This is a genomic window from Paenibacillus glucanolyticus NBRC 15330 (assembly GCF_004000885.1).
Taxonomy (GTDB): domain Bacteria; phylum Bacillota; class Bacilli; order Paenibacillales; family Paenibacillaceae; genus Paenibacillus_AQ; species Paenibacillus_AQ glucanolyticus.
In genome coordinates this window covers 166,033-178,856 of sequence record NZ_BIMC01000001.1, presented here as the reverse complement: position 1 = coordinate 178,856, position 12,824 = coordinate 166,033, and the positions used below count along the sequence as shown (strand labels likewise).

Sequence of the window (12,824 nt, the reverse complement as noted above, 5' to 3'; positions counted from 1 at the left end):
GCAACCCAAGAGAATGTGAGATGCAATTTGTATCCGCCCCTCATGTAGGGGCATACGATAACAAGGAACCGGCATCATATCCATTGCAACTATGTACATAAGCAGCCTTAAGGACAAGACGAGGGAAAGGAACGTGAGCGGATGTTGGTATTTATTCTACCGGGAACACATTCTCAATTAAGCGAGAGCACCGTATCCTCGGTTCAACGCGTTTTTCCGGACGCTCGTCCGATTGTGATTCCAAGCGAAGAACGCGCTGCCTGGGTCATGAATGAAGCCTTGTCAGTAGAGACGCTTCCCTGGTTTATGACACTCTACGCCGGTGATGATGTACAGCCTCATGCAAAAATCGAGCTGGAACGATGGCTGCGAACCGCCTCTGACCAACTAGCAGGTTTTATTCTGAATCCCGTCCATATGATAGGTCAGCCACATGTTTCAGCTTCCAGGACCGCTTCACCTCTCCGTATTCCCAGGGGACCCCTGATATGGCGCACGCAGGCTGTAATGAACGGCCATCAAAAGGGTTTTGCAACAAAGGATCAGCTTCCGTTTCAGAAATATGTGTTAATTGATAAACAGCTCCAATTATCCGGCCAATATGAATGGTCTGAAATGGATTGCCAAGCCATATTGTGTCATCATCGCAGGGCCCCTGCCTGGATGAAGGAAGCAGAAGAATGGTTGGCGGTGTCGCCGCTTCTTCTTGCAGCTGCCCATACCCATTCACAGCGGACGGAAGCGGTTAGCCCCCCGCTTGTCACAATTGCTCTGTGTACTTATAATGACAGCGAGTATCTGACTTGGGCTGTCCGATCCGTGTTGGTACAGAGCTGTAAGGATTGGGAGCTTGTAATCCTCGATGATGGTTCAACGTCTGAAGAGACAGAAGCCTGCCTGCGGCATCTGCCCGAAGATTCCCGCATTACAATAGTAAGACAGCAAAAGAATCGGGGTAAAGCGCATGCATTAAACCGAATATTGCATCTATCCCATGCCCGCTGGCTGCTAGAGCTGGATGCCGATGATTGGCTGGCACCAAATGCGCTTGAAGTCCTTCTGCGGGAAGCCCATAGGGTGCAGTATGCTGACGTTATTTACGGCAATCATGTAGAATGGCTTGAGCGTGCAAACAAACAGCTGGTGTATCAAAGAGTACACACGGCCCCCTCTTCCCTGTCTTGCGATAGTCTGCGAAACGATGCATATGCTATAGCTCCGCGCATGTTTAATGTTTCTTCGCTTAAACAGGTGAAAGGCTGGAACGAAGACATGCTATTTGAAGGAAGACTCTATGAAGATATCGATCTGCTGTCCAGACTATCCCTTCATCACAAACTGTACCATGTGCCAGAGTCGATATACCACCGCAGACTCCGAAGCTCCAGCACCACTCATCGCCATCCTCTGCACTATTCAGCATGGAGAAACTCTACAAAAGATGTGTTCAATGAATTGGAATAAGCCGATCACTCAGAGAGGCAAAATGCGAACAAATGAAATGCTCTCATTAAGTACTGTGACCACTTGTGATGTAGGGATATAATTTGAGCTTACAACCTCCACTGTAATGAATCCATCCGTTGCGGATCGTAACTGTCCCTGCAGAAATTGATTGGTTTGGATGATCTCTACCGTCCTGCCTATGAAAGTCGCCAGAATTTCCGAAAAATCCATTGTGTTCCCCTCCTCGGACTGTGATCAAGAAATAGATAAGAAGCTGCGCATCGGTATGATGGCAATACTGCCATTCGGCTCTGCGATCTGAACGAAATCCTCACCGATCGCGATCAGCGTTCCGAATACGGAGCCCGCCGTCGTTTCAACCGTCAGCCGAGTATTCAATTTTCCAGTTAACAAAGCGGTGACACTGCTGCTTGGACCTCCTTGCCGTTCGTTCACCTGCTCCTGTAATGCTTGAACCCGGGCAGTTAACCGGCTAAGCTGCAACCGGATCTGTGCCAAATTCCGTATGAGCTTACGATGAAGCATCCGGAGTTTACACCATATCGAATGTGAAGGTCGCCCCTGTTTCTTCTTTCTTCGCCCCGTGATCTCCTTACACTCCCCTTGCTGCCTCCGGCTCCAATATCTCCTCACTAGTGCATCCCCCCTGTATATACTCATTGGTACCTTATGTTACGGTCAGGACAATGGCAACCTAGAATGCCAAAGATAAGAAAATGGCCTACTCCGAGGGACATTAGGGTTCAATCAAGCCATAAGGAGACCCCGAACATTTTGGGTATTTCCGTTCCAAATGGTGATCTACCCATACAGATGATTTAGATGATACATATTTTGTTAAATAGACCTTTGCACCAGAGAGGAGGCTAATCTTGAATAAAATCAAGCAACACCGCCGCCGCAAGTCTTCTTCCAATCGATCGGCCTCACGTCAGTGGAAAGCCCGCCACAGTAGACTGATGTTCAACCGAAAGAAGCGGTTGGCTTCCAGGGTGTCCCCCGTTGTCTCGCTGCCAATGACATATTCGCGGTCTTTATCGCATACTGAACCTGAGCCTGTAAAGTCTGGAGAAGCCGACTTGCAGACAGCCGAGAAGACCGAACCTATATCCGCGCCTCTATACGATATCATGCGTTTTCCCGTAATTGACTGGCAGTTTCGATGGCAGCGTCCCCAGCAGTTATCGGAGCAGTTTGCGCAGCAAGGACATCGGGTTTTTTATGTAACGACGGAGATGGTTGGTTTAGGTAAAGAGGAAGCATCAAAGGAAGAAATCGGCCGCCAGGTAACGGTTAAAAATATTGATCGGAATGTTTGGCTTGTCACCTTATGTGCCAATCAACCGTTAAATTTGTACCAGGACGAAATGGATCTGTGGGATATCCAGTACCTGAAATGGTCAGTTGAGTATGTCCGGGATAAATTCGGACTGTTTCAATTGGTCTCCATCGTGGATCTTCCGTTCTGGACTCCACTCGTGACGGCAATGGATCAGCATCATATCGTTTACGATTGCATGGATCACCATGCCGGTTTTTCAACCAACGACCAGACCATGCTCCATCAAGAAGAACAGCTTCTGCGTGAAGCCGAGCTTGTTGTAACCACCTCACAGCATCTGTACGATTGGGCCGCTCCCTATAATCCGTCCACAGTACTTATTCGCAATGCAGCAGATACTGTTCATTTCTCCAAACCGCCTAATGATAATGAACCTCTGTTCGAGCTTGAAGGGATCGATCAGCCGATCATTGGTTATTATGGCGCCATCTCCGACTGGTTTGATATTCAGCTGATCGAATCGCTAGCTCGACATCGGCCGGATTGGACGTTTGTCCTCATCGGACACACCTTTGGCTGCGATACCTCAGGCATTGAGGATCTAAGCAACGTATTGCTGCTCGGGGAGAAGCCGTATCATGAACTCCCGGCTTATCTGCATCGATTTCAGGTCGCGTTAATCCCGTTCATAAAAAATGAACTGACGCAAGCTACCAATCCCGTCAAGCTATACGAATATTTGGCGGCCGGCAAGGCGGTTGTCTCTACAGAGCTACCTGAAGTGAAGACCGTTGCGGGCGACATGATCTCGATTGCCAATACGGCTGCCGAGTATGAGGAGGCAATTGAAGCTGCACTGATTGAAGCCGAAGCTGGCGTTATGAAGCAGCGGCAGCAATTTGCGGAGCATAACAATTGGGAGCATCGTTATGAAGCACTGAATACCCATATTGTGCAGAAGCTGTATCCCAAGGTCAGTGTCATCCTGGTGGTTCATAATAACTGCTCCTACACGCAGCAATGCCTCCACCGGCTAATGCAGCCGGGTCATTACCCTAACCTGGAGGTTATTATTGTAGATAATGCCTCAAGGGACCAAACCTCCTCCTATCTTAGAAGCCTGAGCAATCCGCTGATCAAGGTTATAACCTCGACTACGAATCTTGGCTTCGCCGCCGGAAATACGATGGGGTGTGAAGCATCTACGGGAGAATTCATCATATTGCTCAATAACGATACCCTTGTTCCGGATGGGAGCTGGATCTCCCGTCTGCTCAGACCTTTTCAAGAGGATGCCTCGCTTGCCATGACAGGACCGATGTCCAATCATGTGGGAAATGATCAAGCGCTCGATCATTTCATAGGGGATGCTGTACAAGGCGCCAGTCCGCGTTGGCTTAGCGAGTTCTACGAGCGGTACCGGAGAAGAACCCGTTATACGGATCTCCTAGGATTCTTCTGCGTGGCTATTAAACGGAGTGTCTGGGAACGTGTAGGAACTCTGGATCCCGCATTTGGTCTGGGGATGTTTGAGGATGATGATTATTGCGAGCGCGTAAGAAATGCCGGGTACCGCCTGGCGATTGTCGAGGACGCTTTTGTATACCATCACGGCAGCGCTACGATCAAGAAGCTGAAGAATAGCGTGTACAACTCGCTATGGAACAAGAACAAAGCATATTACGAGCAGAAATGGAACAAGTCGTGGAGATTGCCAAAAGGACCGCATAGCATTTTTCATATGGTGGATCAACCTTCGGAAATAGCGTCCAGGATCCGGCAAACCGGTAAGCACGTTGTGCTGGTGCTCGGACTCACTCTATGGGAGACCAACTCAAGGCGATGGCAGCAGATCGTGAAGGGATTAACCGAAGATGAAGATCTGTTGGTGATTGTGTATACCCACTTATACCATGGCAATCTTATTGTGGGCACTCGGAAGATCGGGCCACAGCTTTATTTTACGAACCGGATTGATCTGTTCTCTGAGGTGTTATTCGATCAGGTCATCTACTGCGGATCCCCAGTTGTTCATGCGCAGATTCACTCCGAACAGTACTGGGCCGATCCCCTAAGCTATCATGAGCAACAGCTTACATCCTTGCAGACTCGATTACCGAATCTCCGGATACTGGAGCGGATCGCAGTATCTCAAGTCGTAAACGATCTGCGCTGCTCTGTGGATCATGTAACAAAATAAAGATACTCTAAAAAAAAGGCGCCTCCGCTCTGACTGAGTTCCGCTCAGCTCTAGGAGGGGCCTTCTTTCTTCTATTCTTCTATTGTTGTATTCTTTTATCCGAAACACGCTGTTCAGACCCTCAAATCCCCTGCCGACTCAAATGGTTGATGATCACTTCCGGATGCTGGCCTTGATAAGGCTTGGTGACGATTTCATATTCCTCGGGTCTGTAATTCCAATCCGGCTGTCCGTCATTCAGCTGCACATTTACGTCGCCTCTTCGATTGTCATTAAATTTGATTTTGTTGCCCAGTGCATAGTGATAGTGATACACGTTCACATCACAGCGCCCGCGGGGAATGCTCCATATACTCCGCCCTTCCGCAGCTTCCAGCGTACAATGATGCTTCTCGTCGCGATAACGTATGCCCTGATGAGCCCGCCACATTCTGGTGATGTCGTTGGACCAGCGTTCATCCCCGGGACTGTTGACCCGAATCGTCCAAGGATCTCCCCAGAAGTTGACGAAGGGAAACTGATAGACGTCCACATCTGTACGATTCATGAGCTCTGGCAAAACCTCGACAAAACGGTCATCCATGAGCTCGTCGATGTCCAGATTCATGATCCAGTCTCCCTGAGCCTGTTCAATCAGAACATTGCGGACCACGGACTCGTTCCAATCCTCGGTATAGGGCAAGCCCTTTTGTTGAACATGCAGCAACCGGATCGGATACCGATTCTGCAGACTGTCTATTTGTTCTAACGTTCCGTCCGTACTGCCACCATCGGCGATGATGATCTCATCGGCGTATCGGCTTACACTTTCTATATATAAGGGGATAAAAGTGATTTCATTTAATACCGGAACAATGACTGACAGTCTCATCGCTAGGGTACCTCCTTATTAACAAGTTTGTTCGTGAATCAAGTTCAGCATGGCGGACATGTGGCCGCGTGCCTTTTGATACCGCTGGTATAACGCGTAATTTGAATCGTAGTTGGGATTCCCGGAAGGCCCAACGAATGGGTGCCACAAGTGAACCATTTCTCCGTCCAGTCGAACATGTTGGCCAATCAGCGTATCCAGCGCGTACGCAAATGCTTCATCCTCCCCGCCCCAGCCGATAAACCGTTCATCATAACCTCTTACCGTTTCATATGCCTCGCGGCCAAGCACATTAAACCCTCCTACAAAAGAAGATGCCTGTTCTGCTGGCATGTCAATCTTTATAGACAAGGGCCATTCGCTTGCTTGCTGCAGCACAAGCCCGGTAATATCCTCGGATAAACGCAGAATTCGGCTGAAGGGGATTACCCACTGTCTGCTGTTCACGAGCGCGATGGATTCCTTCAATAGATACGGGTCATAAGCGATATCACTGTCTGCAATGACAATAATTTCTTTGGTAGCCTGAGTGTAGGCTCGATTGATGGCTTTGGATCTGCTGAAGGGCTCCTCGGTCCCGGATATTTCGCCTATGCATAACTCGATTTCCGGCATGGACTTCGCATAGTAGCCTAACACCCATTCCAATGCACAATCTCTGGGTCCGTTACCATCCGATTGATACGGAATCAGTACCGATACGCGGTCAAACACATCCTTCCCTCCTTACTCCTAGGCGCTTCCTATTTCTTTAAATTGAATAATACGGATAACCAGAGCGGGATCACTTGATCCATGGTCCAAAATGATTCAATGTGACGTCTGCACTTCTGCCCCATACCAGCCAGCTCGTGCTTCTGTCCGATCCACTGATGGATCGAAGCAATAAAATCTTCCGGGTTGTCGCTATCCAGTATCAACCCATACGCATCCGGATGAGCCGCGGCCTTTATGTTGCCCACATGAGTGCCTAGAACAGGCACTCCACATGCATAGGCCTCCAGCGCGGGTGCTCCGCTCCCCTCATTGGCTGCTGTGATCAGCAGCAGATCCAGCTGTTGATAGAATCTCGGCATCTCTTCATATGCATACGCTCCGGCTGTTTCCACGAACCTGATCCGTTCATCATTCCGGAAGTGCTCTCGGATGTGTTTATATAATGTATTATAATTTTTGGAACGTTTGGCAGGATCCCCGGCCCAGCCAACCACCAAGTGAGCACGGCCCTCGCGGGGCGTATCTAACGGTCGAAATAATCGGTGATCCACAAAATGCCCGATATACTGCACGTCTGCCTGCGGAGCAGCCACTTGCAAAGCGCGGCTCAGCCGCTCATTCATCGCGCCTATGACTCCAACTCGGGGTATGACTAACCTGAGGAATTCCGGATCGGGGATGAGCTCATCATTCGTCCATTCGCGATATGTCTCGTAATTCTGACTGAAGTAATAATAGGAGACTGCGGCAGAGGCATCAATACGAATATGCTTGAATATACAATAGGCGGCGATGCCCAGACACATCGCACATGTTCGGTCATAAGCCTGATTAAGCTCTTCGCTGCTGTGCTGCTCCAAATACCGATCCAGATCCTGAATGGACATCAGGTATAGATCAGGATGATGACGCTGTATGACCTTTGCATGTTTCCCTAATATCCACCAGTCCACATCATAGATCAGCAGATGCCTTCCCATGAATCGCACACTCCTTTTTACTCATAATAGATTATATTCGTCTTCGAGCCTCCAAGTTTGCTCCTTGGACATAAATGATGAATTGGTCCATATTTGCATGAAAAAAAGCCGCCCCTTGCAGATGATATTCTGCATAGTAACGGCTCTTTAGATGAAATAATGATCAAGCTGGATCAACTATCGACTAGACACTTTGATCCACGATATGCCTGTTCACTTCGTTAACGCTTAGCTGAATAAATCCCTTAAGCAAGCTCTGCAGCACTGCATAGACCAGCTCGGAATCCTGAAGCTCGTTCGCCTGAATCCGCCGCAAGCATTCCTGCACGCTCAGCCGGACCACGTCAATGTTCTCATATCCTTCGAGCTGTTGTTCAGCTTGACTGATTCCGTCATCCGTATAATAGACATGCGCAATCTCATTGCATCTCCAGGATGCCGGGTACAGCCAGCCCAGATAAACAAGCTTGCCGCAAGTGCAGCCTGTTTCCTCCAGCAGCTCCCGGCGGGCTGCAGATTCCAGATCCTCCCCTTCATCAACGCCACCTCCCGGGAGCTGAATAACATCTTCATCCACGGCAGCGCGATATTGGCGGATCAGCAGAAACTCCTCACCCTGCTTAGCCAGAACAACAACGGATTGATGATGTTCCTTGGTATAATAGATTTTACCTGACGCTTCCTCGTAAATCGATATCCCATGATGACGAATCAACAATTCCGTTTTTCCCATAACGGTAGAATCCCCTTTTTAACCCTATGTATTTCGAGCTTCGAATTCTTCTTTCAGGAGGGAGAACAGATAAGAATCGTGGTATCCGCCTTTAAACCATAAGTGCTGCCGCAGATGCCCTTCCTGCTTCATTCCAATGCTGCGCATCACACCTGCTGACCCGACATTGCCGGGCCGGCACGTAGCGAATATCCGGTTCACGCCCAGCTCTCTGAAGCCGAACTCAGACATGGCTCTTGCAGCTTCCGTAGCATATCCCTGACGCCAGTAATGAGAATTCAAGCAGTATCCAAGCTCCGCATTCGTCTTGGAACGGTGAAGACCCACACCGCCGATTAATCGGCCGTTTTCCTTCAGTACGATCGCTAGCTCATAGCTGTCCCTCGGGTTTTGCTCCATCATCTGAAATATCTCTTTTAAATAATTCGATGTATCCTCTTCCGTGTTCGGTCCCCACATCGTGTATTCAGTCACTAACGGATCTGAAGCATATGCGTGGATGCTTGCCCAATCCTCTTCCTGAAAATCCCGGATCATTAGTCTTTTCGACTCCATCTGCATATGGACGCACTCCTTGAAAACGGCTATCATTTTATGCCGTTACAGAAATTTTACTAATTATACCACATGGCATTGGGGGTTGCGTTATAAAAAAAGAAGCCTGAGTATCCTATTCGCCCAAGCTTCTTGCAACACGTAATGTCAGGATGTACCATCCAGTTTCTCCTGGCTGCCGTGCGTATTGAATTTATGAAGATAACGGGAAAGCACGCCATGTTTCGGAGAGAACAGGAAGCTGATGAGAAATACGATTCCTGTTGCAAAAGCCATCGATCCTGAGATCGAGGTGTCCAGCCATACCGCGATATAGTAACCCGTGAATGCGGAGATCACGCCGAATGTTCCGCTTAACACCAGCATAGTCGAGAGTTTATCCGTCCACAGATAGGCAGCCGCTGCAGGTGTTATCAGCATGGCCACCACCATGATTGCCCCCACGGCATCAAACGCGGCAACGGTTGTGATCGATACCAGCGACATGAATACATAATGCATCAACACCACGGGAATTCCGATGCTGGCGGCTAGAGCCGGGTCAAAGGATGTGATTTTCCATTCCTTGTAGAATGCTAAAATCACAATGATAACGACAAGTAATACGGCACCCAGCATAAAGGTTGCTTTCGGTACCTCACCTAACAACGGAACATGCATCAAATCCCATGGCACAAATGTAATTTCCCCCATGAGGGCATGCTTGGTATCCAGATGGGCATTGCCTACTTGGGTTGCAATCAGGATCACACCGATCGCGAACAGCGTAGTAAATACAACACCGATAGATGCATCCTGCTGGACGCCCCGGGAATTAAACCATTGAACGAGCACTGCGGTAAGCAATCCCGCCACAATCGCACCGATTAACATATGAGGACCACTTAGTTCCCTTGTGATGAGGAAAGCTGTTACGATTCCAAGCAGCACCGTATGGCTGATCGCATCTGCCATCATCGCCATTCTGCGCAGAATGAGGAACACACCAACGATTCCGCAAGACAAACCGACAAGTGAGGCGGTCAATAATATCCATCCTGTATACGTCATTGATGGTTCCCCCTCTCCGACAGCTGTGGTTTTATAACGGCTTGATTGCTGGATTCGGTATGATCCTTTTTCTGGGAGCGCAGCTGCATCGCCTGGATAAGGAGTCCCTTCTCTGCGCCAAATACGAGTGAAACGGTAAATAACACAGAGGAAGCAACTACGATGAATGGCCCCGTCGGCCATCCTTTTCCGAGTGTGCTGATCAACGTGCCGATAAATCCGGAGCCGCCGCCAAATACAGCAGACAGGATGACCATCGTTCTAAACGATTGTGTCCAGTATCTTGCACTGACTGCAGGGATGATCAGCATTGCTGCCATGAGAATGACGCCAACGGCCTGGATGCCGATGACAATCACGAGAACCAGCACCCCCATGTAAAGACTGTTCATCAGTCGGCTGTTCAGCCCCAAACCACGGGCAAAATCGGGATCGAACAGAAACAGTTTCCATTCCTTAAAACCGATCGACACAACCAGGATAACCAATACAGCCAGAATTAGCATCGTAAAGACATCCTTGCGGACCATGGACGCCGCCTGACCAAAAATAAAGTTATCAAGACCACTTTGATTCCCGCCAGCCGTACGGTTAACAATCGTGAGCAGCATAATGCCTAAACCGAAAAATACGGATAAAATCATGCCCATTGCCGTATCTTCCTTAATGCGGCTGGAGGAACGAATCCACTGGATCATCCATGCCCCGATCAATGCGCTCACGGCTGCTCCGAGAATCATAACCAGCAGATTCTTGCTCCCCGTCAATGCAAAAGCGATCACAACACCAGGCAGAGCTGCATGGGACAATGCATCACTCATGAGACTTTGACGCTTCCAATAAGCCAGACAGCCGATCATGCCTGCTGCCATGCCTAATATCAATGTGCTTAACAGCACCCATTGCGTGTTCGGTGATAGTAGTGAGTTCAGCACAGGTTACGCCTCCTTCATCCAGCGAAGCGTACCGCCATATGCACGGTATACATGATCCTTCGTGAATGCTTCTTCCGTCTTGCCGTGCGCGATGACCGTACGGTTCAGGAGCAGAACATGGTCAAAATAATCCTCAACCGTTTGCAGATCGTGATGGACAACCATAACGGTTTTACCTGCCGTTTTCAGATCCTTCAGCGTGGTCATGATGGCTCTCTCGGTCGCTGCATCAACACCTGCAAGCGGCTCATCCATGAAGTACAGATCGGCATCCTGTACAAGCGCCCGGGCGAGAAACACCCGCTGCTGCTGTCCGCCGGAGAGCTGGCTGATCTGTCGGCCGGCAAAATCGGCCATGCCCATCTGCTCAAGGGACGCCATCGCTTTCTCTTTATGGCTCTTGTTGGGACGTTTCAGCCATCCCACCCGGCCGTATAAACCCATCATGACAACATCCAGTGCGTCTGTTGGAAAATCCCAATCCACGGACCCGCGCTGCGGCACGTAGCCAACGCGGGTTTTGGTCTTGCTTAAGCTTGAACCGAAGAAGGAAACATCGCCAGATAGCTTCGGATGAAGCTCCAGCATGACCTTTAACAGTGTCGATTTACCGGCACCATTCGGTCCGACGATACTGGTTAGAGAACCTTGCCCCACTTCAAAGGACACATCGTGAAGCACTTTATTTTTTCTGTAGGATGCATTGAGGCCTTGGACTTGGAGTACAGACATTTTATTCACCACTTCCTGTTAGTGCATGGTAGATCGTTTCGACATTATGGCGGTACATTCCGATATAAGTTCCTTCCGTTGTTCCTGCTTCACCCATTGCATCGGAGAACAACTCGCCACCTAGCTTTAGATTAAGGCCATTCTTGGCGGCACCTTCGATGACGGCATTGATGGAAGCAGGATTGACACTGCTCTCAACGAATACGGCAGGGACTTTATGCTGAAGCAAAATATCTATCGTTCCATTGATATCCGAGAGGCCGATTTCATCCTCCGTACTAAGACCTTGCAGGCCCACTACCTCCAGCCCATACATGCGGCCGAAGTATCCAAAGGCATCATGCGCGGTAACCATGATCCGCTGCTCTTCAGGAATTTGACTCAATTTATCCTGGGCCTCTGCTTTCAATTCGTCTAATAGTGCAAAATACTTCTGCTTGTTCTCTTCAAAATACGCCGCATCATCCGGTGACAGAGACTTCAGCTTCTCTACGGCTGAATCCAGGGAGGTTTTCCACAAATCGATATCAAACCACACATGGGGGTCTGTAGCCTGTGTATCATCCTGCAGCAGTTGATCCTTCGGAATGGCGTCCGCAATGGCCAGTACAGGTTTATTCTTGCCGATCTGCTCGAAAATTTCCGTCATATTTCCTTCCAGATGCAGCCCGCTGTAGAAAATGACATCCCCGCTGTCCAGTTTCTTGATATCACCTTGAGTTGCGTTATATAAATGCGGATCAACGCCTGGTCCCATCAAGCTGAGTACCTCCACGCGGTCTCCCCCGATAACGGAGATCGGTTCCGCAATCTGTCCAATGGTCGTGACTACACGAATTTTCTTATCGGGCTGCTCGCCTGCCGCACCCTCCTGATCAACTTCCCCCGTTGCGCATGCAGATAATACCAGCAGCAAACTCAGTATGGCAGCTCCTATCAATATCCTGGTTCTCCTAGTCTTCTTGTTCTTCATCTTCTTCTCCTCCACTCCAATAAATGATGAGTTCGCTCCATTCATTTAGATAAAATATATAATCCCCTAAAACCCGTCCTGCCATTTGCCAATTATTTTGCTCTTGTGCAACTTTAATTCCCATGTACAAAAAATAATCCATCTATAGGCTTTTGTCAATGCAAATTTTAATTTTTTTGGTTTTCACCCCTCCTTTTCTTTTACGAAAAGTTTGTTTTCATTAGTTTAATTGATGATTTACAGCTTGTTTTTTCATATGCGCAACATATTTAGCTTTATATAAATATTTTAATATGATTGGAATGAAATCAGCTCCGCGACCGCAAAAA

The 12,824-nt window shown here is 48.8% G+C and carries 14 protein-coding genes; 2 read left to right on the top strand and 12 right to left on the bottom strand.

Annotated features, from left to right (window positions below; translation table 11 throughout):
* Positions 1–141: 141 nt before the first annotated feature.
* Positions 142–1,464 carry a glycosyltransferase family 2 protein gene (locus PGL02S_RS00845; RefSeq protein ID WP_081742752.1) on the top strand — a complete coding sequence of 441 codons (1,323 nt, stop codon included), beginning with the start codon at positions 142–144 and terminating at the stop codon, positions 1,462–1,464.
* Positions 1,465–1,473: 9 nt separating this feature from the next.
* On the opposite strand, the gene PGL02S_RS00840 is transcribed toward PGL02S_RS00845, so the two are convergent.
* The gene (locus PGL02S_RS00840) at positions 1,474–1,677 is read right to left on the bottom strand and encodes a hypothetical protein (protein ID WP_006210728.1); all 204 of its coding nucleotides are present in this window, start codon (positions 1,675–1,677) and stop codon (positions 1,474–1,476) included.
* Positions 1,678–1,701: 24 nt separating this feature from the next.
* On the bottom strand, positions 1,702–1,992 hold the full coding sequence (locus PGL02S_RS00835; protein ID WP_006210729.1) for a DUF2642 domain-containing protein: 291 nt from the start codon (positions 1,990–1,992) through the stop codon (positions 1,702–1,704).
* A gap of 347 nt (positions 1,993–2,339) precedes the next feature.
* Here PGL02S_RS00835 and PGL02S_RS00830 point away from each other — a divergent pair, with 347 nt between their 5' ends.
* Positions 2,340–4,949, top strand: a complete 2,610-nt coding sequence (locus PGL02S_RS00830; protein WP_036639258.1) for a glycosyltransferase — start codon at positions 2,340–2,342, stop codon at positions 4,947–4,949.
* A gap of 121 nt (positions 4,950–5,070) precedes the next feature.
* Here the strand turns inward: PGL02S_RS00830 and PGL02S_RS00825 are convergent, their stop codons facing one another.
* The 10 genes from PGL02S_RS00825 to PGL02S_RS27990 all read right to left on the bottom strand — a co-directional run bounded on the left by PGL02S_RS00825 (position 5,071) and on the right by PGL02S_RS27990 (position 12,619).
* A complete protein-coding gene (locus PGL02S_RS00825) occupies positions 5,071–5,820 on the bottom strand; it encodes a glycosyltransferase family 2 protein (protein ID WP_036639260.1) in 750 nt (249 codons plus the stop codon).
* Positions 5,821–5,838: 18 nt separating this feature from the next.
* Positions 5,839–6,534, bottom strand: coding sequence for a galactosyltransferase-related protein (locus tag PGL02S_RS00820; RefSeq protein WP_006210732.1), 696 nt, complete (start codon positions 6,532–6,534; stop codon positions 5,839–5,841).
* Between the two features lie 29 nt (positions 6,535–6,563).
* Positions 6,564–7,517, bottom strand: a complete 954-nt coding sequence (locus PGL02S_RS00815; protein WP_063456007.1) for a glycosyltransferase family 4 protein — start codon at positions 7,515–7,517, stop codon at positions 6,564–6,566.
* Between the two features lie 184 nt (positions 7,518–7,701).
* Positions 7,702–8,250: an NUDIX hydrolase gene (locus PGL02S_RS00810; protein WP_036639265.1), complete on the bottom strand. Its 549-nt coding sequence runs from the start codon at positions 8,248–8,250 to the stop codon at positions 7,702–7,704.
* Positions 8,251–8,274: 24 nt separating this feature from the next.
* Positions 8,275–8,811, bottom strand: a complete 537-nt coding sequence (locus tag PGL02S_RS00805; RefSeq protein ID WP_036639267.1) for a GNAT family N-acetyltransferase — start codon at positions 8,809–8,811, stop codon at positions 8,275–8,277.
* Positions 8,812–8,952: 141 nt separating this feature from the next.
* On the bottom strand, positions 8,953–9,855 hold the full coding sequence (locus tag PGL02S_RS00800; RefSeq protein WP_036639269.1) for a metal ABC transporter permease: 903 nt from the start codon (positions 9,853–9,855) through the stop codon (positions 8,953–8,955).
* Entirely contained in the window at positions 9,852–10,790 is a 939-nt protein-coding gene (locus PGL02S_RS00795; protein WP_036639271.1) for a metal ABC transporter permease, read from the bottom strand. Before PGL02S_RS00795 ends, PGL02S_RS00800 begins: the two co-directional genes overlap by 4 nt.
* 3 nt (positions 10,791–10,793) lie before the next feature.
* Positions 10,794–11,522, bottom strand: a complete 729-nt coding sequence (locus tag PGL02S_RS00790; RefSeq protein WP_036639273.1) for a metal ABC transporter ATP-binding protein — start codon at positions 11,520–11,522, stop codon at positions 10,794–10,796.
* Between the two features lies 1 nt (position 11,523).
* Positions 11,524–12,495 (bottom strand): metal ABC transporter solute-binding protein, Zn/Mn family, encoded by a 972-nt coding sequence (locus tag PGL02S_RS00785; RefSeq protein ID WP_036639274.1) that lies wholly within the window; start codon positions 12,493–12,495, stop codon positions 11,524–11,526.
* Positions 12,476–12,619, bottom strand: a complete 144-nt coding sequence (locus PGL02S_RS27990; RefSeq protein ID WP_157659632.1) for a hypothetical protein — start codon at positions 12,617–12,619, stop codon at positions 12,476–12,478. The genes PGL02S_RS00785 and PGL02S_RS27990 overlap by 20 nt, the downstream gene beginning before the upstream one ends.
* Between the last annotated feature and the right edge of the window lie 205 nt (positions 12,620–12,824).